The sequence below is a fragment of the Stenotrophomonas sp. genome (assembly GCF_036662295.1).
In the GTDB taxonomy this organism is placed as follows: Bacteria; Pseudomonadota; Gammaproteobacteria; order Xanthomonadales; family Xanthomonadaceae; genus Stenotrophomonas.
On record NZ_JAVWXA010000050.1, the window covers coordinates 1 to 20,941 of the forward strand.

Consider the following 20,941-nt stretch of genomic DNA (forward strand, 5'->3'; position numbering starts at 1 on the left):
GTGTGGGGCCAGGCGCGCGTGACCCGGTTGATCCTGGCCCGCGCCGGGCAGGGCTGCTGGCAGGTGGATGACCTGATCACCAACGCCGGGCAGTCGCAGCGCCAATGGTTGTCCGCGCCGATGTGAGGCGCCGGCACGCCTCGCTCAACGGGCGTGCCCGAACACCAGCTCGATCACGAACTGGCTGCCGAAGAAGGCCAGCAGCAGCAGGGCCATCGCGGTCAGCGTCCAGTGCACCGCCTTGGCGCCGCGCCAGCCATAGCGGCGGCGACCGATCAGCAGCGTGCCGAACACGATCCAGGACAGCACGCTGAGCACGGTCTTGTGCACCAGCTTCTGGGCCAGCAGGTCATCCACGAACAGCACCCCGGTGAGCAGGGTCAGGGTGAGCAGGGCAAAGCCCACGGCGATCACCCGGAACAGCAGCGATTCCAGGTCGGCCAGCGGCGGCAGCGCGCGCAGCCACGGGCGGAAGTCACGGCGACGCAGCGCACGCTCCTGCAGCCACAGCATGATCGCCAGCAGCGCGGCCACGCTCAGCGTGGCGTAGGCCAGCAGCGCCAGCCAGGCGTGGGTGGCCAGCTGCCAGCCCAGCGGCTTGCTCGGTTCGTGGCCGTAGGCGTGGTAGACACACAGCACCGCCGCCGCCATCGGGAACACCAGCACGCCCAATGCCGCCATGCGCCCGCGCGCGGCCACCAGCGAGGTCAGCCAGGCCATGCCGAGGCCGACCAGCGACAGCGCCGCGAAGAAATGCATGTCCGGCCCGCCGTTGGTGCGCATCGCCACCAGCACGTGGTAGCCGCCATGCAGCAGCATCGCCGGCAGCGCCGGCCACAGCCACGCCGGCGAACCGATCGCGTCATCGCGGCTGACCGCGCGCACCAGCAGGGCGGTGGCGGTGAGGTACAGCAGGGTGGCGATGAGAACGATTGTCATCGTGGCAGTTTCGCATACCCCCGGGGTGCTGGCGATGCCTGCGGCCACGGGCCGCAGGCGGGGTCCGGGGGGCTTGGTGGACCGGCTATACTGTGCGTCTCTCTGTCTTTCGTTCTGAACAGGTTGCCTCCATGTTCGAGTCCCTGACCCAGCGCCTCTCCGGCACCATCGAGCGGCTGCGTGGCCGCGGTCGCCTCACCGAGGAAAACATCCGCGAGGCCACCCGCGAAGTCCGCATCGCGCTGCTGGAAGCCGATGTCGCCCTGCCGGTCGTGCAGGCGCTGGTCGAGCGCATCAAGGTGCGCGCGGTCGGCCAGGAAGTGCTCAAGTCGCTCACCCCCGGCCAGGCGCTGATCAAGGTCGTGCGCGACGAGCTGGCCACGGTGATGGGCGCGGCCGCCTCGGACCTCAACCTCAACGTGCCGGCGCCGGCGATCATCCTGATGGCCGGCCTGCAGGGTGCGGGCAAGACCACCACGGTGGGCAAGCTGGCCAAGCACCTCAAAGACAAGCGCAAGAAGAAGGTGATGGTGGTGTCGGCCGACGTCTACCGTCCGGCCGCGATCGAGCAGCTCAAGACCCTGGCCGACCAGGTCGGCGTGCTGTTCTTCCCCTCCAGCGCCGACCAGAAGCCGGAAGCCATCGTGCGCGCGGCCATCGACGATGCCCGCAAGTCGTTCGTGGACGTGCTGATCGTCGATACCGCCGGCCGCCTGGCCATCGACGAAGCGATGATGGCCGAGATCAAGGCCCTGCACGCGGCGGTCAACCCGGCCGAAACGCTGTTCGTGGTCGATGCCATGACCGGCCAGGACGCGGCCAACACCGCCAAGGCCTTCGGTGAGGCGCTGCCGCTGACCGGCGTGGTGCTGACCAAGACCGACGGCGACGCCCGTGGCGGTGCCGCGCTGAGCGTGCGCTACATCACCGGCAAGCCGATCAAGTTTGTCGGCGTCAGCGAAAAGCCCGACGGCCTGGACGTGTTCCACCCCGACCGTATCGCCAGCCGCATCCTGGACATGGGCGACGTGCTGTCGCTGGTGGAGCAGGTCGAGCAGCAGGTGGACAAGGACAAGGCCCAGAAGCTGGCCGAGAAGGTCGCCAAGGGCAAGAAGTTCGATCTGAACGACATGCGCGACCAGCTCGAGCAGATGCAGAACATGGGCGGCATCGGCGGGCTGATGGACAAGCTGCCGGGCCTGGGCAACATCCCCGAGCACCTCAAGCAGCAGGTCAGCCAGGGCAAGGAAGTGCCGCGCATGATCGCCATCATCAACTCGATGACCAAGAAGGAACGCCGCAACCCGGGCCTGCTCAACGGCTCGCGTCGTGCCCGCATCGCGCGCGGTTCCGGCCTCACCCCGGCCGACGTCAACAAGCTCATGAAGCAGTTCCAGCAGATGGAAAAGATGATGAGCAAGATGGCCGGCGGCGGCATGAAGGGCATGATGCGCAGCATGAAGGGGATGATGGGCGCCATGGGCGGCCGCGGCGGCCTGCCGTTCCGCTGATCCCGTACCGGTGGCCGGCGCCGCGCCGGCCATGACGTTCCAGAATGCGGTGCCAACGTCGCGGGGCACTGACGCACCCGCTGTCGCTCTCAACAAAGGAATGCACATGAACAAGTCGATCGTGGTGATGGTGATGGCGCTGGCCCTGGCGTTGACCGCCTGCAAGGACGACACCTCGATGTCGCAGAAGGCCGGCAGCGCGATCAGCGGCACCGCCGCCGATTTCGTGGCCGGGCTGGGCGAGGGCGTGGACAAGAAAATGAACGTGACCCTGCAGGGCGACCCGAGCCTGGCCGCGCGCGGCCTCACCGTGACGCTGGGCAAGAGCCGCGGCATGGGCTCCAAGGACGCGGCGGTGTACGTGGTGGCCGACAAGGCGTTCAAGGGCAAGCTGGTCGCCCGCGCGCTGGACGGGGAGGGCACCGAGATCGGCCGTGCCGTGGTCGAGGAGGAATTCGCCGCCGACGACGCGCGCTATGTGACCTTCACCTTCAATGAAGAGATGGACAGCCAGCTGGTCCGCACCTACGCGGTGCTGGCACGCTGATCCGCCGCGGCGTGCATGCCGGGGTGGGGCGGGGCGGCGTATGCTGGCCGCGTCAGACCCCACAGGTGCGCCGATCGTGAGCCAGTCCATCATCCTTGAACGCGCCGACAGCTTCTGTCGGCGTTTTGCCTTGCAGGCCCCGGTCCTGCTCGCGCCGATGGCCGGCGCCTGCCCGGTGCCGTTGTCGGCCGCGTTGGCCAATGCCGGCAGCATGGGCGCGATGGGCGCGGTGCTGTCCCAGCCGCAGGACATCGAGGCGTGGATGACCGATTTCCGCGCCCAGTCCAGCGGCCCGGCGCAGGTCAACGTGTGGATCCCCGATCCGCTGCCCCAGCGCGATGCCGACGCCGAAGCGGCCAGCCGTCGCTTCCTGGCCCAGTGGGGCCCGGCGGTGCCGGCCAGTGCGGGGGATGCGGGCCCGGCCGATTTCGATGCCCAGTTCGATGCGCTGGTCCGCGCGCGCCCGGCGGTGGCCTCCACCATCATGGGCGTGTTCTCGGCCGCGCAGGTGCAGCGCCTGAAGGACGTGGGCATCGCCTGGATCGCCTGCGCCACCACCCTGGCCGAAGCCCGCGCGGCGCAGGCCGCCGGTGCCGATGCGGTGGTCGCGCAGGGGTTTGAAGCCGGTGGCCATCGCGGTGCCTTCGATCCGGACGCGGCCGAGCGCCAGCTGGTCGGCTTGTTCGCGCTGCTGCCGCGGCTGGCCGATCAGCTGGAGATCCCGGTGATCGCCGCTGGCGGCATCGCCGATGGGCGTGGCATCGCCGCCGCGCTCACGCTCGGGGCCAGCGCGGTGCAGATCGGGACCGCCTTCCTGCGCACGCCCGAGTGCGCGTTGAACCCGGCCTGGTCGCAGGCCCTGGCCGAGGCCGAGCCCGAAGATACCTGGCCCACCCGCGCCTTCAGTGGCCGGCTCGGCCGTGGCCTGGCCACCGCGTACGTGCGCGCGGCGGCCGCGCCCGATGCGCCGCCGCCGCGCCCGTATCCGGTGCAGCGCGGGCTGACCGCGCCGATGCGCACCCAGGCCAGCGGCGAGAACAACGTCGATGCCATGCAGGCCTGGGCCGGGCAGTCGGCGTGGATGGCGCCCGCGCGGCCTGCCGCCGAGGTGCTGGCGCAGATGTGGTCCGATGCCAGGGCGCTGCTGCGATGACCCATTACTGCAATGGCCAGCGTGCCAGCGCCGAGGATCTGGCCGGCGCACTCACCAACTATGGCCACTTCACCTCCATGCAGGTGCGCGGCGGGGCGGTGCAGGGCCTGGACCTGCACCTGCAGCGGCTGTCGCAGGGCACCGAGGCGTTGTTCGGCTGTGTGCTGGACACCGCGCAGGTGCAGGCCTGGATGCAGCACGCCCTGCAGGCCGAACCGCGTCGCGACGCCTCGCTGCGGGTCACCGTGTTCTCGCGCCGGTTCGATTTCCGCCAGCCGTTGCAGCCGGTCGCGCTGGACGTGCTGGTGGCCGTGGCTGTGCCGGTGCACATGCCGGCCGACCCGCGCCGCCTGTGCTCGGTGGCCTATCAGCGCGATCTGCCGCACCTCAAGCATGTCGGCACCTTCCCGTTGTTCGAGCATCGCCGGCGGGCGCAGCAGGGCGGATTCGACGATGCGCTGTTCGTCGATGGCAGTGGCCAGATCAGCGAGGGCAGCACCTGGAACATCGCCTTCCAGCAGGGCCCGCAGATCGTGTGGCCGCAGGCCCCGGCCCTGCGCGGCACCCATGAGCGGCTGCTGCAGGCCGGGTTCGCCCCGGAGCGGCAGCAGGTTCGCCCGGTGTCGTTGGCCGAGCTGGCCGGCTTCGACGGGGCCATCGCCTGCAATGCGGCCGGTGTCTGGCCGGTGGCGGCCATCGATGCCGTGGCGTTTGCCGCCTCCGAGGCGTTCTGCCAGCAGGCCCGCGGGGTGCTGGAAATGGCGCCGTGGCAACCGATCGGTGGGCCGGACCCACGTCGGTAGGCCCTGTTCAGCTTTGCCGGCGGCCCACGGCTTGGAATGACCGGCGCGCGCCGCTATAATCGCCGGCTTACCGCGCCATCCTGGCGACTGGGCAATTGAGGAAACAACACCATGGTCAAGATTCGACTGACCCGCGGCGGCGCCAAGAAGCGTCCGTTCTACCACATCATCGTGACCGACTCGCGCAGCGCCCGTGATGGCCGCAACATCGAGCGCGTCGGTTACTACAACCCGGTCGCCCAGGGTGCCGAGTCCCGCATCGTGCTGGACCTGCCGCTGGTGGACAAGTGGGTCGCCAACGGCGCCCAGATGACCGACAAGGTCCGCAACCTGTACAAGGAAGCGACCAAGGCCCAGACCGCCCCGGCGGCCTGATCCTGACGGGCCGCGCCTGGCGCGGCCCATCTGGTCTATTCAGATGAAAGATACCGAGCGCCGGATCCTGCTGGGCAGGATTGTCGGCGCTTTTGGTGTGCGAGGCGAGATCAAGCTCGAGTCCTGGACCGAGCCGCGTACCGCCATCTTCAACTATCAGCCCTGGATCCTGCGCACGCCCGCCGGCCAGGAGAGCACCCTCAAGGGCGCGCGCGGACGCCAGTCCGGCAAGCACCTGATCGCGGTGTTTCCCGATATCACCGACCGCGACGTGGTCGAGTCGATGTACGGCACCGAAGTCTATGTCGCCCGCAGCGCGCTGCCGCCGCCCAAGCCCGATGAGTATTACTGGGTGGACCTGGAAGGCCTGCAGGTGCGCACCGTGGACGGCGTCGAACTGGGACGGGCCTCGCACCTGTTCTCGACCGGCTCCAACGACGTCCTGGTCGTGCAGGGTGACCGCGAGCGGATGATTCCGTTCGTGCAGCCCGAGTTCGTGGTGTCGGTGGATTTCGAGGCCAACCTGATCGTGGTCGATTGGGATCCGGAGTTCTAGGCCGGATGCGCATCGACGTCATCACCTTGTTCCCCGAGTTCATGGCGCAGTCGGCCGCGCTGGGCGTGGTTGGCCGTGCCGCCGAGCGCGGCCTGCTCGACCTGCAGGGCTGGAACCCGCGTGACTACGCCGAGGGCAACTACCGCCGGGTGGACGATCGTCCGTTCGGCGGTGGCCCGGGCATGGTCATGCTGATCGAGCCGCTGCGGGCCTGCCTGGCCGCGGCGAAGGCGGCCGACCCGGCGCCGGCGCCGGTGATCTACCTCAGCCCGCAGGGGGCGCCGTTGACCCAGGCCAAGGTGCGCCAACTGGCGGCCTTGCCACGCATGATCCTGCTGTGCGGGCGTTATGAGGGGATCGACGAACGTTTCCTGGCGGCCGAGGTAACCGAGGAAATCTCGATCGGCGATTACGTGCTGTCCGGCGGCGAGCTGGGCGCGGCGGTGATCGTCGATGCGGTGACCCGGCTGCAGGAGGGCGCCCTGGGCGACGCCGAATCGGCGGTGCAGGACAGTTTCGAGGGCCCGCTGGGGCTGCTGGACTGCCCGCATTTCAGTCACCCGGCTCAGCATGAATGGGGCACGGTCCCCGATGTGCTGAGATCGGGCAACCATGCTGCGATCGCGCGCTGGCGGCGCCAGCAGTCGCTGCTGCGGACCTGGCTGCGGCGGCCGGACCTGCTGGACCCGGCCACGCTGTCCAAGGCCGACCGGCTACTGCTGGAGCAGGCGCGGCAGGCCCTGGCCGAGGATCCAACCCCCTAGCGCGGGGGCGTAATCTTGTTTACAATCCGGGATTGCCATCGGCCTTTTGGGGCCCGGTGGTAGGAATCCCTACAAAAAACGTGCAGCACAGTCCGGTGACTGCATGAGCCCACGTTGTCGAACGACACGATCACCCGAACACTATCGGTGCACCCATGAGCAAGCTGAACAAATCCATCCTTGCGGACTTCGAATCCGCCCAGATCACCCGCGAGCTGCCGAAGTTCAGCCAGGGTGACACCGTGGTCGTCAACGTGAAGGTCAAGGAAGGCAACCGTGAGCGCGTGCAGGCTTACGAAGGCGTCGTGATCGGCACCAAGAACGCCGGCCTGAACTCCGCCTTCACCGTGCGCAAGATCTCGCACGGCTACGGCGTCGAGCGCGTCTTCCAGACCCACAGCGCCATCATCGACTCGGTCGAAGTGAAGCGTCGTGGTAAGGTCCGCGCCGGCAAGCTGTACTACCTGCGTGGCCTGGAAGGCAAGGCTGCCCGCATCAAGGAAGATCTGGCCGCCGCTGCGCAGGCCAAGCAGGCCCGCCTGGCTGCTGCCAAGGCTGCCCAGTAAGACCGCGCCGACAACCTCGGTTGTCGCGCAACAAACGGCCACCTTCGGGTGGCCGTTTGCGTTTGTGGCGCAGGTAAGCGGCAGTGGCATGATCGGCAGGGCCGGCGGTAGTCGCCCCGCCGGCCACGCGACGATTGCAGCAACTCCCCCACGCTCAGGTCAGGATGACGATGCCCCATTACCCCGCCAAGGTCCGCGCCGCATTGCAGCTCATGCAAGACGCCGGTGTCCCGCAGGCGCTGCGCGCCCCGCCCCTGCACCGCCTGTTGTGGCGGCTGGGCATCGCGGTACCGCCGCCGCTGCTGGCCGGCTTTGCCGCCAACGCGCTGTTGATGGGCGTGTTCTTCGGCGTTGGCTGGGGTCTGCTGATGCGGCCCGTGTTCGGGCTGCTGGTTCCCCTGACCACCTGGGCGATGGTGGGGGGTGCCGGCCTCGCTGGCTTGCTGTTCGGCACGATCATGGGGCTGATCATGCGTGCGCAGCAGCAGCGCTACCGGTTGCCGGCGTGGCGCCACCTGCCGGATGGCAGCGCGGCTTAACCGGCGCGGGTTGGCGCCGGCTTAGGTGCGGCCGTGGGCGGTGCGTCCGGGTTGAGGTCGGCCACCGGCGAGGGCGGCATGGCCGGCACTTCGGCCGGGGCCGCCAGTTCTTCGTGGTGGGTGGGCAGCATCGTCGCCTTGCGCCAGCCGCCCCAGCGGTAATAGGCCAGCGACATCAACATCGCGCAGAACGAGCTGACCGGGAAGCTCCACCACACCGCGTCAGCGCCCCACTGCGCCTGCAGCAGTTCGGCGAAGGGCACGCGGATGCCCCACAGCGAGGCGGCCAGGATCAGCAGCGGCGGAATCACCGCGCCGGTGGAGCGCACCACGCCGGAGATCACGAAGTTCACGCCGAAGAACAGGAACGACCACACCGCGATGTGGTTGAGGTGGCGCGCCGCTTCCAGCGCCTGGCTGCCGTCGGGCAGGAACAGTGCCAGCGTGTAGCGGTCCAGCAGGATCAGCGGCAGGATCAACACCCCGGTGAGCAGGAAGTTGTACATCACCCCGCTGCGCGCGGTGCCGCGCACCCGGTTCCAGTTGCCGGCACCCACGTTCTGCGCGGCCATCGACGAACACGCCGCGCCGATCGCCATGGCCGGCATCTGCACGTAGGTCCACAGCTGCAGCGAGGCGCCGTAGGCGGCGGCCGTGTCGGTGCCGTAGCCGTTGACCATGCTCATCATCAGGATCATCGACAGCGAGATCAACACCATCTGCAGGCCCATCGGCACGCCCTTGACCACCAGCGCGCGCAGGATCTCCAGGTCGATCTTGAACAGCGCCATGTCCCTGCGCCCCAGCCACAGCACGTGCCGCTTGTTGCGCATGTACCAGAGCAGGCCGATCAGCGAGAGGGTCTGGGCGATCAGCGTGGCCCACGCCGCACCGGCGATGCCCAGCTGCGGGAACGGGCCGATGCCGAAGATCAGCAGCGGGTTGAAGCCGATATCCAGCACCACCGACAACAGCAGGAAGCGGAACGGCGTGCGCGAATCGCCCACGCCGCGCAGCGCCGAGCTCAGGAACGCGAACGCATACAGCGTGGGCATCGCCAGGAAGATGATGCGCAGGTAGGCCTCGGCCAGCGGCAGCGATTCAGCCGGCGTGCCCATCGCCGCCAGCAGCGGGTGCGACAGCCACCAGCCGGCAATGGCGATCACCACCGACAGGCCGATGAAGAACGTGGCGCTGGTGCCCATCACGCGCCGCGCCTGGGCGGTATCGCGCGCGCCCATGGCCTGGCCGATCAGGATGGTGGCGGCCATGCCGATGCCGAACACCGACCCGATCAGGAAGAACATGATGTTGTTGGCGTTGGCCGTGGCCGTCAGCGCGGCCTCGCCCAGGAACCGGCCGACCCAGATCGCATTCACCGAGCCATTGAGCGACTGGGCGATGTTGCCGGCCAGGATCGGCAGCGCGAACAGGAACAGGTTGCGCCCGATGGGGCCGGTGGTCAGGTCAAGCGGCGCCTTGGCCATGTGCGGTGGAGATCGGGCTCTGGGAGGGGCACACTAGCATCCAGCCCGTCAGGGAGATATCGCGATGCAGATGCTCACCCGCAGCAGGCGCCCGCGCCCCGCGCTGGCTGACCGGTTCATGCCCGCGCTGGCAGCGCTCTTGATTGCCGCGGTGCTGCCCGCATGTTCTTCGGGTAGGGACCGCCTCGGCGATGCGCAGGTGCGGCCCATGGACCGACCGGAATGCCAGGTCGGCAGCGAGCGCCGGGATCTGGACGCGGGGGTGCCCGTGCTGATCGGCGGTACCGGCTGCCGCGGCAACCCGGCGGCGCCGCAACCCTTGAACCGACGACCGGCGCAGCCGGGGAGCTGAACTACCCGCATGATCGAAGCAACGCCGTTGGCCGCCGTGCGGCTGGACGTGTGGCTGTGGGCCGCACGTTTCTTCAAGACCCGCAGCCTGGCCAAGCAGGCCGTGGAGACGGGCAAGGTGGACGTGGCCGGGCAGCGGCCCAAATCCTCGCGCGCGGTGCGCGTGGGCGAGCAGCTGCAGATCAGCCGGGGCGATGACGTCTACGAGGTGCAGGTGCGTGGCCTGAGCGAGCTGCGTGGCCCGGCACCGGTGGCGCAACAACTCTATGAAGAAAGCGAAGCCTCGCGCGCGCGCCGCGCCGAGGTGCGGGCACAGCGCGCAGCGGCGGCCAACGGGTACCAGGCCCCGGAGCATCGGCCCGACAAACGCGCACGCCGGCTGATCCGCGCGCTGGGGGATCTCGACGCGCTGTAAGGCCGCTCATGCGGTGACGCATCCGCCCCGAAGGCGGTGAAGCGCGGTGCCGGTCACGGCGCGCTCAAGCAGGGTGGGTCAGGCTCGCGGGTCTGTCGAAGGAGCCTGCCATGCGTTGGATGCTGTTGATCGTGTTGTCATTGGTGTTGATGTCACCCGCCCATGCGCAGGCACCGCCCGATGCGTTCTGGGCGCAGCCGCAACGCGGCGGCAACAGTTTCAACCAGGCACCGCCGGATCGGGCGTACTTCGATGCGTTGCGCGCCACCGGCGCCACCTGGGTGCGGCTGACGCCGGACAAATGGCCCTCCGCCGGCGGTCGCGATTTCCTGATGGGCGATGCCGATCGGTACCAGGGGCTGGTCGGCGACGACCTGGCCACCCTGCGTCGCGTCCTCGATGACGCCCACGCGGCCGGGCTGAAGGTGGTGCTGGTGCCGCTGTCACTGCCGCTGCTGCGCTGGAAGCAGAAAAACGGCGGCGTGGTCGATCAGCGGCTATGGCAGTCCGATGCCAATCACGCCCCCGCGCAGGCGTTCTGGCGCGATCTGGCGCGGGCACTCAAGGGGCATCCCGGCCTGGTGGCCTACAACCTCATCAACGAGCCCGCCCCGGAATACGGCACCGCACTGGCCGAGCACGCCGATGCCGCCGCGATGCGCGCGTGGTATGCCACCGTCAAGGGCGGCCCGCGCGACCTGCCGCGCTTCTACACCGCGTTGATCGCCGCCGTGCGCGAGGTGGATGCGGACATGCCGCTGATGCTCGACCCCGGCTGGTATGCCGCCGCCGATGCGCTGGCCTACTGGCCGGCAGCGCTGGACGATCCGCACCTGCTTTACAGCGTGCACATGTACGAACCGTACGCCGCCACCAGCGCCCCCAACCAGACGCGGGCCAGGCCCTATCGCTATCCGGCGGCAGTGCCGTTTGCCGGGGGCATGCCGCGCTGGGATGCCGCGCACGTGGCCCGCTACCTGCAACAACCCATGGACTGGGCCGACCAGCATGGCGTGGCGCGGCAGCGCATGGTGGTGGGCGAGTTCGGCTGCATGCGCCGATGGCCCGATTGCCGGACCTATCTCGAAGACGTGCTGCGCGTGCTGGAGGCCGGCAAGGTGCACTGGGCGTTCTATGCCTTCCGCGAAGACGGCTGGGACGGCATGGACTACGAACTGGGCACCACGCCGCTGCCGTGGTCGTACTGGCAGGCAGTGGAGGCCGGCCGGACGCCGACGGCGCCGCGGGCGGACACGCCCCTGTTCGCCCCGATCCTGCAGCGCCTGCGGGCAGGCAACAGGTAAGGGAGCATCACCGCTGAAACGCCGGCACCGCAGGACGCGGTGCCGGCGTGGGCGATCAGGCGTGCAGGTCGTAGCGGTCCAGTTCCATCACCCGCGTCCAGGCGGCGACGAAATCCTGCACCAGCTTCTTCTCGCCATCGGCGCTGGCGTACACCTCGGCCAGGGCACGCAGTACCGCGTTGGAGCCAAACACCAGGTCGGCGCGGCTGCCGGTCCAGCGCTTGCGCCCGCTGCTCTCATAGCCATCGCCGTTGGCTTTCCACTGCGTGCCCATGTCCAGCAGGTTGACGAAGAAGTCGTTGCTCAACGTGCCGGGGCGATCGGTCAGCACGCCCTGTGCATTGCCGTCGACAGTGGCGCCGAGCACGCGCAGGCCGCCGACCAGCGCGGTCAGTTCCGGCGCGGTGAGGGTGAGCAGTTGCGCCCGGTCGATCAGCAGTACTTCGGCCGGCACGCTGTAGCGGCCCTTGACGTAGTTGCGGAAGCCATCGGCATACGGCTCGAGCACCGCAAACGAGTCCACGTCGGTCTGTTCCTGGCTGGCATCGGTGCGGCCCGGGGTGAACGGTACGCTGATGTCGTGACCACCGGCCTTGGCCGCCTGCTCGATGCCCACGCCGCCGGCCAGCACGATCAGGTCGGCCAGCGACACCTGCTTGCCACCGGTGCCGCCGTTGAAGCCGGCCTGCACCTGCGTCAGCGCCGCCAACACCTTGGACAGCTGCGCAGGCTGGTTGACCGCCCAGTCCTTCTGCGGGGCCAGGCGGAGGCGGGCGCCATTGGCACCGCCGCGCTTGTCCGAACCGCGGAAGGTGGAGGCCGACGCCCAGGCGGTGGTGACCAGCTCGGCCACGCTCAGGCCGGTGGCGGCGATCTGCTGCTTGAGCGCGGCGATGTCGCGGGCATCGATCAACGGATGGGTCGGCTCGGGCACCGGGTCCTGCCAGATGAAATGCTCGGCCGGCACTTCCGGGCCCAGGTAACGCGAGCGCGGGCCCATGTCGCGATGGGTGAGCTTGAACCAGGCGCGCGCGAACGCGTCGGCGAACGCCTGCGGCTCGGCCAGGAAGCGGCGCGAGATCTTCTCGTAAGCCGGGTCCATGCGCAGCGCCAGGTCGGTGGTGAGCATGCTGGGGCGATGCATGCGGCCCGGATCGTGCGCATCGGGAATGACCGCCTCGCTGTCCTTGGCCACCCACTGGTGGGCGCCGGCCGGGCTCTTGGTCAGCTCCCACTCGTGCTTGAACAACAGCTCGAAGAAGTCGTGGCTCCACTGCGCCGGGGTGCGCGTCCAGGTCACTTCCAGGCCGCTGGTGATGGTGTCCCCGCCCTTGCCGCTGCCGTAGGCGTTGGCCCAGCCCAGGCCCTGGCTTTCCAGCCCGGCCGCTTCGGGTTCGGCACCGACGTTGTCGGCCGGGCCGGCGCCGTGGGTCTTGCCGAAGCTGTGCCCGCCGGCGATCAGCGCCACCGTTTCCTCATCGTCCATGGCCATGCGGCCGAACGTGTCGCGGATGTCGAAGGCGGCCTTGAGCGGGTCCGGGTTGCCGTCCGGGCCTTCGGGGTTCACGTAGATCAGGCCCATCTGCACGGCCGCCAGCGGGTTTTCCAGCGTGCGCGAATGGATGTCGCCATCGGCGTCGTCATCGGACACCAGCACGCCGTGGTCTTCCACCACGCCTTCAGAGCCATGTGCGTAACGCACGTCGCCGCCGAGCCAGGTGGTCTCGCGGCCCCAGTAAACGTCCTGGTCCGGCTCCCACGTATCGGGGCGGCCGCCGGCAAAGCCCAGCGTCTTGAAGCCCATCGATTCCAGGGCCACGTTGCCGGTGAGGATCAGCAGGTCGGCCCAGGAGATGGCCTGGCCGTATTTCTGCTTGATCGGCCACAGCAGGCGCCGCGCCTTGTCCAGGCTGACGTTGTCCGGCCAGCTGTTGAGCGGGGCGAAGCGCTGCTGGCCGCGGCCGCCACCACCGCGGCCGTCGCCGATGCGGTAGGTGCCGGCGCTGTGCCAGGCCATGCGGATGAACAGGCCGCCGTAGTGGCCGAAGTCGGCCGGCCACCAGTCCTGCGAATCGGTCATCAGCGCGGTGAGGTCGGCCTTGAGCGCGGCGTAGTCCAGGCCCTTGAAGGCGGTGGCGTAGTCGAAGCCCGCATCCAGCGGATTGGAGCGCGCGGAGTGCTGGTTGAGCAGGTCCACGCGCAGCTGGTTGGGCCACCAGTCGCGGTTGGTGGTGGCATCGCCGACCAGGGAGTGGTTGAAGGGGCACTTGGCTTCGCTTTTCATGGGTCGTTACCTGTGTACTTGCGAATGGAGGCACCTGCCGCGGGCGGGCAGGGCAATCAAAACGGGCGACCCGCTCAGGGCGGGAAGCATCCGGCACGGTCCGGCGGCAGGGATTGGACGCGCGTGCGCGATGGGGGCAATCGATGCATCCGAGGATCTCCTGCGGGAATGCCACCACGTTAAGCAGGTTCAGGCATTCGGTAAATTCGAACGAATCAACCGATTAGATAGTCGGCGCCTATGGCCATGCCCGACGGTAGTGCCGGCCGCTGGCCGGCTCCCCTCAGCCCTTGACCACCGGCTTCGACTTTCAGCGCTTGCCGAGCAACCCACCGCCCAGCTTGAGCAGGTCACCAATGCCCAGTTGACCATCGCCGTCCTGGTCGAGCACCGAGGTCAGCAGCCCGCCGTTGCCGGCCGCCTGTGCCTCCTGGCCCAGGGCCTGGCTGAGCTGGGCCGGGTTGCCGCCGCCGGCGAAACGCTGGGCCAGGTAGGACATCACGATCGGGGCGAGGATGGCCAGCAGCTGGCTGGTCTTGCTGCTGTCCAGGCCGGTGGCCTGGCTCAGGCCCTGCGCGGCGCGATCGCTGTTGCCGCCGAACACATGGCCCAGGATGCCGGCGCCGTTGGTGGCGTTGCTGCCACCGCCCCCACCGAGGACGCTGCCGAGCAGGCCGCCGAGGTCGAAGCCGCCGGCCGCGGCCGGGGCGTGGTCACGCTGCAGCGCCCCCAGCAGGGCCTCGGCCCCCTGCGGCTGCTGGGCGTTGCGGCCCATTGCGCCGAGCAGCAACGGCAGGGCCGCGCCGACCGCGCCGCTGGCCTGCTGGGGGTCGATGCCGAGCTGCTGGGAGACCTGCTGCAGGCCTTGGCCCTGCTGCAGTTGCTGGAAGAGGGAAGCGGCAAGCGATTCGGTGTTCACGGCGGACTCCACGGCAGGGATGGGAACCGCCCGAGCATAGCGCCGCCAGGGGCACGGCATTGCGAAAGGCACACCCGACCAGCGGTCGGGTGCTGCCGGGTGTGGAGGGGTTTCCGCGCGCCGGCCGAAGGCCGACCGTTGCCGGGGAGGGCACGACTGTTGGTCGTGCCAGGCCCCGATCAGACCAGCGCCTTCAACCGGTACAGCGCTTCCAGCGCCTGCTTGGGCGTCAGCTCATCCGGGTCGATCGCGGCCAGCGCATCCTGGGCGGCCGTGTTGGGCGCGTTGAACAGGCCGAACTGCTGCGGTGCATCCAATGCCTGCGGGGCCACCGAGGCGGCATGGCTGTCGCCGCCGCGCTGCTCCAGCTCGGCCAGGCGACGGCGCGCCTGCGCCACCGTGGCCTTGGGCAGGCCGGCCAGCGCCGCCACCTGCAGGCCGAAGCTGCGGTTGGCCGGGCCGTCCTTGACCGCGTGCATGAACACCAGCGCATCGCCGTGTTCCACCGCGTCCAGGTGCACGTTGGCGATGCCGCTGTGGCCGCCTTCATGCTGCTCGTCGGCCAGTGCGGTCAACTCGAAGTAATGGGTGGCAAACAGGGTGTAGCAGCGGTTGGCGTAGGCCAGGTGGCGCGCCACCGCATCGGCCAGGGCCAGGCCGTCGTAGGTGGATGTGCCTCGGCCGATCTCGTCCATCAGCACCAGCGAGTGCGCGCTGGCGTGGTGCAGGATGTAGCTGGTTTCGGCCATCTCGACCATGAAGGTGGATTGGCCGCGCGCCAGGTCGTCGCCGGCGCCGATGCGGGTCAGGATGCGGTCGATCGGGCCGATCACCGCGCGGCTGGCCGGCACGAAGCTGCCGATGTGGGCCAGCAGCACGATCAACGCGTTCTGGCGCATGTAGGTGGATTTACCGCCCATGTTCGGGCCGGTGATCACCAGCATGCGGCGGTCCGGATGCAGGTCCAGGTCGTTGGGTTCGAAGGGCTGCTCGCGCACCGCTTCCACCACCGGGTGGCGGCCGCGCTCGATGCGCAGGCACGGGGCGGTGTCCAGTTCCGGGCGCGCCCAGTCCAGCGCCTGCGCGCGCTCGGCAAAGCCGGCCAGCACGTCCAGTTCGCTCAGCGCGGCCGCGCACTGCTTGAGCGGTTCCAGGCTGCCGGCCAGCGTGTCCAGCAGCTGTTCGTAGAGCAGCTTCTCGCGCGACAGCGAGCGCTCGCGCGCGGACAGCACCTTGTCTTCGAAGGACTTCAGTTCTTCGGTGATGTAGCGCTCGGCATTGGTCAGGGTCTGGCGGCGCGTGTAGTGCACCGGCGCCTTGTCGCTCTGGCCCTTGCTGATCTCGATGTAATAGCCATGCACGCGGTTGTAGCCGACCTTCAGCGTGGCGATGCCGCTGCTGGCGCGCTCGCGCTGCTCCAGGTCGATCAGGAACTGGTCGGCGTGGGTGGACAGCCGGCGCAGTTCGTCCAGCTCGGCATCGAAGCCTTCGGCGATCACGCCGCCATCGCTGAGCTTCATCGGCGGCGTGGGCGCGATGGCACTGGCCAGCAGGTGCGCGCATTCGTCGTGCGAGCCCAGCGCGGCATGCAGGGCCACCAGCCGAGGCGAATCCAGCGGCGCCAGCACCGCGCGCACCTGTGGCAGCAGGCCCAGGCCGTCGCGCAGGGTGGAGAAATCGCGCGGGCGCGCCGAGCGCAGCGCCACGCGGGTGAGGATGCGTTCCAGGTCGCCCAGCGCACGGAACGCCTCGCGCACGTCGCTGTCCGCGCCGCGGTCGATCAGCGTGGCCACCGCATCGTGGCGCTGCACCAGCACCTCGCGCAGCCGCAGTGGCCGGTGCAGCCAGCGTCGCAACAGCCGCCCGCCCATGGGAGTGACGGTGGTATCGAGCACGCCCAGCAGCGTGTTGCGGGTGTCGCCGTCCACGCGGGTGTCCAGTTCCAGATGGCGGCGCGTGGCCGCGTTCATCGCGATGGCCTCGCTGGCCGTCTCCGTGGCGATCGCGGTGAGGTGCGGCAGGCGCTGCTTCTGCGTTTCCTCGACATAGCCCAGCAGCGCACCGGCCGCGGCCGTGGCGCGCGGCTTGTCGTCGATGCCGAAACCGGTCAGGTCGTGCAGCTTGAAGAACGCCAGCAGCTGCCGGCGGCCACTGTCGGCATCGAACAGCCACGGCGCGCGGCGGCGGATGCCACTGCGATGCCGGAGGAAGTCGGGCCAGTTTTCTTCGTCGGGCACCAGCAGCTCGGCCGGCTCCAGCCGGGCCAGCTCGGCCTCCAGCGCATCTTCGGAATCCACCTCGTTGACCAGGAAACGGCCGCCGGCCAGGTCGGCCCAGGCCAGCCCGTAGCCGTGCTTGCCGCGCGAAAGCGCCATCAGCAGGGTGTCGCGGCGTTCGTCCAGCAACGCCTCGTCGGTGACGGTGCCGGGAGTGACGATGCGCACCACCTTGCGTTCCACCAGGCCCTTGGCCAGGGCCGGGTCGCCGATCTGCTCGCAGATGGCCACCGACTCGCCCAGCGCCACCAGCCGCGCCAGATACCCCTCATAGGCGTGCACCGGCACGCCGGCCATGGGGATCGGCGCGCCGCCGGAGCTGCCGCGCTGGGTCAGGGTGATGTCCAGCAACCGCGCCGCCTTGCGCGCGTCGTCGTAGAACAGCTCGTAGAAATCGCCCATCCGGAAGAACAGCAGCAGGTCCGGGTAATCGGACTTTGCGGCGAAGAACTGCTTCATGAGCGGGGTGTGTTCGGGCTGCTTCTCGGTCACGCGGGGTCCATCAACGTCGGGGGCAGGCCGGGGGGCCGCCGGATGGACCATTGTAGGGGAGGGGCCACGGACGGCGAAGCGCCGCCCGGGTCAGGCCCTGACCAGTACCACCCGGGGATGGGCGGCGAAGATGTCCATGACGATCTCGAAGTAGGGCTGGCCTTCACCGCGCGCCAGTGCCTGCAGCTGCGCGGTGATTGCCGCGGTGTTGAACGTGCCCGGTGCGGCCTGCTTGGCCTGCAGCCACGCCCGCGTGGCCTCGATCCCCAGTGCCCGCTCGCTGTGGTCGATGGCGTGCCAATGCAGCGCCACATCCGGGTGGGCGGCCAGCACCCCGTAGGCGCCGTACAGCATGTCGTCCAGGGCATCCAGGCTTGGCCCGAGCTGCCAGTCTTCGCCGTGCATGAAGACGCGGTTGATCTCGTCGTAGAAGCTGGCGATGTCGTGGATCGCGCGTCCATCCAGGTGCAGGATCAGGGGGGGCATGGTGGGGCGGTTGCCTTTGTGGGGTGCGGCGACGGGCAGGGCAGGCGTGCGGCGCTGGCGGCCATGATGGCGGCGACGGGGTGCACGTGCGGTGGAGGCGGGCGGCCAGCCTTGTGCGCCGTCGAGGTCGGCGCGATACTCGCCGCGCCGCACGGTCGCGCTCGTTTAGCACGGCCCGCTGGCAGCCTGTCGACAATGGATTGCACGACCTTCAAGGAGGAATACCATGCATGCATCAACCTGCGGGCGCTGCGGGCGCTGCGGGCGCTGCGGGCAACCGCTGGCGGCCGGTTCTGCCTGCTGCCCGGACGCCGACGCGCTGGCGCCACCGCCTGCGTCCACCGGCCCCGAGATGGGTGCGGTGACGTTCCGGCAAACCCGGGAGCAACGCGAACGCACGGCCAGCGGCCACGCGCGTTATCTTTGGATCTTTGCCGTACTGGCCGGCGCGAAAGCGGTGTTCTGGTTCATCAAGGACGCGCAGGGTTGAGTGCGGGTCCTTGCCAGGGAGGATGTTCAATGCGCAGGTGGATCAAGTTTTTTGGTGTGGCGGCATTGATGATGTCCGCGAGCGTGAACGCAGGTGACGTTGACCCCACGCGGCATCGCCTGCACGCCACCACGGACAAGGTTGAGATTGAGTCCTACTCCAAGGCCAGCGGCGCTCCTGCTGACGTTGCCGTCATCGAGCTCGAGCGGCAAACGCTTGCGCAGGATGGCATCGATGCGCTGCGAGAGGAGTTCAATGATCGGCTTGCAGGTCTGTATTGGACGGACTATCCAAACCAGGCAATCAATATTCGTCTGACCGGCGCTGCCTTCGTCGCGCCACGAAAGATAGAAACGGCGGCAGGGAACGTCCCCGTCGTTTTTACGCTTGGGGCCCCGATGACGTTGGCTGAGCAATCCATCAGGCTCAAGAGGTCCTGGCCAGCATTGAAGGCCATGCTGCCAGGCCTGATCGGGGCAGGTATCGATGAGCGGGATGGTTCGGTATCTATTGATATTCGATCCCCGGTAGCAGACCCCAAGCCTTTTGAAGACGAGAAGGCGAATATCGAACAGGTCTTGGGGATGCCGGTCAGGTTCTCCGTCCACAGCCTCGAAACGGATACGTAGATTTCAGTCGCCCCGAACCCGCTTCCGACAGTCGTTCTATCCGTGCCATCTCTCGGCGCCCACTTTGTGTCCGCCTCCTGAACGTATGGCGCCGCATTGACGCGGCGTGGACATGATTTCACTGGTCGTTGCGCGCGGCAGGCGGACACTTCGTCCATATCCTTGCAAGAGAGGTCGTACCATGAAAAACATCCAACGCCTGCTGTGCATGGGCGCGCTGGTGGCCGCGTCGTTCGGTGCCGCCGCGCAGAGCTACGGTCCCAGGGACGAAGGTCGTCGCTTCAACGACGGCAGCAAGGTGGTGTGCAAGAACGTGGAAGTGCAGCGCAACAGCCGTGACCCGAACCGCATCGCCGGCACCGCCACCGGTGCGGTGGTGGGTGGCCTGCTGGGCAACCAGGTCGGCGGCGGCAACGGCAAGAAGCTGGCGACGGTGGCCGGTGCCGTGGCCGGTGGCGCGGCGGGCCGCAACATCCAGGGCCGCAGCCAGCAGAAGAACGGCGACCGCGTGGTGGAACGCCACTGCGAGCGCCAGTACCGCTAGGCAATCCGGCCAGCGGCCGCATGCTGACGACGCCGACCGAAAGGTCGGCGTCGTCGTGTCCGGGGGGGCTGTGGGCGCCTTCGTGGGTCGCCGTATACTCGGCCGACACCCAAGGACGACCCCGCCCGTGAGCGAAGCGCTTGAGCCTGGCAGTACCCCCGACCTTGGGCTGACGGCGCCACCGGATGCCGAGGGACGGTTCGCGCGGCTGCGCGAGCGCACCGACGAGCTGGAGTTGTTCATCTCCGGCCTGCTGGCGTTTGCGCTGCTGGCCGTGCCCGGGCGCATTTTCGATGCGTGGGCCACCACCACCGTGCATACCGAGGGCGTATATGCCTATGCGCTCTGGTTTGGCTTCAGTACCAGTGTGGGGCTGTGCTACGTGGTGGCGGTGGCGCTGATCGTGCACCTGGCCATCCGCGGGTACTGGGTGGGCCTGGTTGGCTTGAAGATCCACTTTCCCGCCGGCATCCGCTGGGACCGCATTCCCTTCCTCGGCCCGGTCTCCCGCCGGTTCTACCAGGGGCGGGTCGGCACGCTGGAGCAGGCGATCGCCCAGGCCGACCGCGCCGCCTCCACGCTGTTCTCGGCCACGCTGCTGTTCGCCCTGACCATGGTGCTGATCGGGGCCGGCTCGATGCTGCTGCTGGCGGTTGCCGGCGCGGTGGGGGCGTTGCTGGGCGATACCGACCGCATCGCGGTGATCATCGTGGCGGGGTTCTTCAGCGTGTTCCTGCTGGTCAACCTGCTGCCAGTCGTGCTGGAAAAATGGATCGCGCGGCGCACCGCGCGCGGGGTGCCCAGCGCGGGGCTGGAGCGGACGATCACGCGCGCGCTGCGCATCAACCAGTGGCTGATGCCGATGCGCTTGCTGCTGCCGGTGCAGCTGACCCTGCAGAGCAACCGGTATGCGCGCAATTTCATGGTGGCCTACTTCATCGCGGTGATGCTGGCGATGACCATCGGCGGCGTGCAGGCGGTAAGCTCGATGGAGTTCTCGCTGTTCAACCGCTATGCGGTGGTCACCGAGGCGGCCGTGGACGAGGGCATGCTGAGCGCGCACTACGAGTCGCTGCGCGCCGAGCGCGACCAGTTGCTGCGCTATCCGATGATTCCCGCCGACGTGGTCGACGGCCCGCTGCTGCGGCTGTTCATCCCGCACCAGCCGCAGCGCGACAACGACCTGGCCCGCCGGCTGTGCACTAGCTTGCCCGAGGGTGGCAACCGGCTGCGCGGCGCGGCGGCGGAAACGGCGGCGGTGCAGTGCGTGGCGCGCTTCTGGCGCGTGACGTTGGATGGCCGCCCGGTCGCGCTGGATGGGTTCGTGGCGATGGAACGGCGCGACCTGGAGATGCGCGGGGTGGTGGGTTACCTGCCGCTGGCGGCGCTGCCGCCGGGCCGCCACGACCTGCGCCTGGTCTGGAACCCGGGCGGGCCCGAACGCGGCGCGGCGCGGCGGCGCAGCTACCGCATTCCGTTCTGGTACGCGCCGGAGGCGTCGCGCTGACCCG

General features: G+C 68.9%; 22 protein-coding genes. 16 read left to right on the forward strand and 6 right to left on the reverse strand.

Going from position 1 to position 20,941, the window contains the following annotated elements; translation table 11 throughout:
• Window positions 1-144: 144 nt before the first annotated feature.
• Entirely contained in the window at window positions 145-939 is a 795-nt protein-coding gene (gene ccsA, locus RSA25_RS11290; protein WP_332808982.1) for a cytochrome c biogenesis protein CcsA, read from the reverse strand.
• Between the two features lie 131 nt (window positions 940-1,070).
• Between ccsA and ffh the strand changes: the two genes are divergently transcribed.
• The 9 genes from ffh to RSA25_RS11335 all read left to right on the forward strand — a co-directional run bounded on the left by ffh (window position 1,071) and on the right by RSA25_RS11335 (window position 7,753).
• Window positions 1,071-2,450 (forward strand): signal recognition particle protein, encoded by a 1,380-nt coding sequence (gene ffh, locus RSA25_RS11295; RefSeq protein WP_332808983.1) that lies wholly within the window; start codon window positions 1,071-1,073, stop codon window positions 2,448-2,450.
• 106 nt (window positions 2,451-2,556) lie between these two features.
• The gene (locus RSA25_RS11300) at window positions 2,557-2,997 is read left to right on the forward strand and encodes a hypothetical protein (RefSeq protein WP_332808984.1); all 441 of its coding nucleotides are present in this window, start codon (window positions 2,557-2,559) and stop codon (window positions 2,995-2,997) included.
• Window positions 2,998-3,073: 76 nt separating this feature from the next.
• A complete protein-coding gene (locus tag RSA25_RS11305; protein WP_332808985.1) occupies window positions 3,074-4,150 on the forward strand; it encodes a nitronate monooxygenase in 1,077 nt (358 codons plus the stop codon).
• The gene (locus tag RSA25_RS11310; RefSeq protein ID WP_332808986.1) at window positions 4,147-4,953 is read left to right on the forward strand and encodes an aminotransferase class IV family protein; all 807 of its coding nucleotides are present in this window, start codon (window positions 4,147-4,149) and stop codon (window positions 4,951-4,953) included. The genes RSA25_RS11305 and RSA25_RS11310 overlap by 4 nt, the downstream gene beginning before the upstream one ends.
• A gap of 111 nt (window positions 4,954-5,064) precedes the next feature.
• Window positions 5,065-5,328 (forward strand): 30S ribosomal protein S16, encoded by a 264-nt coding sequence (rpsP, locus tag RSA25_RS11315; RefSeq protein ID WP_332808987.1) that lies wholly within the window; start codon window positions 5,065-5,067, stop codon window positions 5,326-5,328.
• Between the two features lie 43 nt (window positions 5,329-5,371).
• Window positions 5,372-5,884 (forward strand): ribosome maturation factor RimM, encoded by a 513-nt coding sequence (rimM, locus tag RSA25_RS11320; protein WP_332808988.1) that lies wholly within the window; start codon window positions 5,372-5,374, stop codon window positions 5,882-5,884.
• A 5-nt stretch (window positions 5,885-5,889) separates the two neighbouring features.
• Window positions 5,890-6,648, forward strand: coding sequence for a tRNA (guanosine(37)-N1)-methyltransferase TrmD (trmD, locus tag RSA25_RS11325; RefSeq protein WP_332808989.1), 759 nt, complete (start codon window positions 5,890-5,892; stop codon window positions 6,646-6,648).
• Window positions 6,649-6,803: 155 nt separating this feature from the next.
• Window positions 6,804-7,214, forward strand: a complete 411-nt coding sequence (gene rplS / locus RSA25_RS11330; RefSeq protein WP_332808990.1) for a 50S ribosomal protein L19 — start codon at window positions 6,804-6,806, stop codon at window positions 7,212-7,214.
• A 170-nt stretch (window positions 7,215-7,384) separates the two neighbouring features.
• Window positions 7,385-7,753: a DUF6404 family protein gene (locus tag RSA25_RS11335; protein ID WP_332808991.1), complete on the forward strand. Its 369-nt coding sequence runs from the start codon at window positions 7,385-7,387 to the stop codon at window positions 7,751-7,753.
• Here the strand turns inward: RSA25_RS11335 and RSA25_RS11340 are convergent.
• Window positions 7,750-9,240, reverse strand: coding sequence for an MATE family efflux transporter (locus tag RSA25_RS11340; protein WP_332808992.1), 1,491 nt, complete (start codon window positions 9,238-9,240; stop codon window positions 7,750-7,752). The two genes, RSA25_RS11335 and RSA25_RS11340, sit on opposite strands and share 4 nt — an antisense overlap.
• Before the next feature lie 64 nt (window positions 9,241-9,304).
• Here RSA25_RS11340 and RSA25_RS11345 point away from each other — a divergent pair, with 64 nt between their 5' ends.
• The 3 genes from RSA25_RS11345 (at window position 9,305) to RSA25_RS11355 (ending at window position 11,310) form a co-directional block, all read left to right on the forward strand.
• A complete protein-coding gene (locus RSA25_RS11345; protein WP_332808993.1) occupies window positions 9,305-9,592 on the forward strand; it encodes a hypothetical protein in 288 nt (95 codons plus the stop codon).
• 9 nt (window positions 9,593-9,601) lie between these two features.
• On the forward strand, window positions 9,602-10,006 hold the full coding sequence (locus RSA25_RS11350; RefSeq protein WP_332808994.1) for a S4 domain-containing protein: 405 nt from the start codon (window positions 9,602-9,604) through the stop codon (window positions 10,004-10,006).
• A 110-nt stretch (window positions 10,007-10,116) separates the two neighbouring features.
• Entirely contained in the window at window positions 10,117-11,310 is a 1,194-nt protein-coding gene (locus tag RSA25_RS11355) for a cellulase family glycosylhydrolase (protein ID WP_332808995.1), read from the forward strand.
• Between the two features lie 55 nt (window positions 11,311-11,365).
• On the opposite strand, the gene katG is transcribed toward RSA25_RS11355, so the two are convergent.
• The 4 genes from katG to RSA25_RS11375 form a co-directional block, all read right to left on the reverse strand.
• Window positions 11,366-13,594: a catalase/peroxidase HPI gene (katG, locus tag RSA25_RS11360; RefSeq protein WP_332808996.1), complete on the reverse strand. Its 2,229-nt coding sequence runs from the start codon at window positions 13,592-13,594 to the stop codon at window positions 11,366-11,368.
• A 310-nt stretch (window positions 13,595-13,904) separates the two neighbouring features.
• On the reverse strand, window positions 13,905-14,513 hold the full coding sequence (locus RSA25_RS11365; RefSeq protein ID WP_332808997.1) for a DUF937 domain-containing protein: 609 nt from the start codon (window positions 14,511-14,513) through the stop codon (window positions 13,905-13,907).
• 179 nt (window positions 14,514-14,692) lie between these two features.
• Window positions 14,693-17,248, reverse strand: a complete 2,556-nt coding sequence (gene mutS, locus RSA25_RS11370; RefSeq protein ID WP_332809007.1) for a DNA mismatch repair protein MutS — start codon at window positions 17,246-17,248, stop codon at window positions 14,693-14,695.
• Window positions 17,249-17,371: 123 nt separating this feature from the next.
• Window positions 17,372-17,767, reverse strand: a complete 396-nt coding sequence (locus RSA25_RS11375; protein ID WP_332808998.1) for a barstar family protein — start codon at window positions 17,765-17,767, stop codon at window positions 17,372-17,374.
• 226 nt (window positions 17,768-17,993) lie between these two features.
• Between RSA25_RS11375 and RSA25_RS11380 the strand changes: the two genes are divergently transcribed.
• From RSA25_RS11380 to RSA25_RS11395, 4 genes are all read left to right on the forward strand, one after another.
• Complete coding sequence (locus RSA25_RS11380; protein WP_332808999.1) at window positions 17,994-18,257, forward strand: hypothetical protein; 264 nt, start codon at window positions 17,994-17,996, stop codon at window positions 18,255-18,257.
• Window positions 18,258-18,286: 29 nt separating this feature from the next.
• Window positions 18,287-18,886 carry a hypothetical protein gene (locus RSA25_RS11385; protein WP_332809000.1) on the forward strand — a complete coding sequence of 200 codons (600 nt, stop codon included), beginning with the start codon at window positions 18,287-18,289 and terminating at the stop codon, window positions 18,884-18,886.
• 181 nt (window positions 18,887-19,067) lie between these two features.
• Window positions 19,068-19,430: a glycine zipper 2TM domain-containing protein gene (locus RSA25_RS11390; protein ID WP_332809001.1), complete on the forward strand. Its 363-nt coding sequence runs from the start codon at window positions 19,068-19,070 to the stop codon at window positions 19,428-19,430.
• A gap of 127 nt (window positions 19,431-19,557) precedes the next feature.
• On the forward strand, window positions 19,558-20,937 hold the full coding sequence (locus RSA25_RS11395) for a hypothetical protein (RefSeq protein WP_332809002.1): 1,380 nt from the start codon (window positions 19,558-19,560) through the stop codon (window positions 20,935-20,937).
• Window positions 20,938-20,941 lie beyond the last annotated feature (4 nt).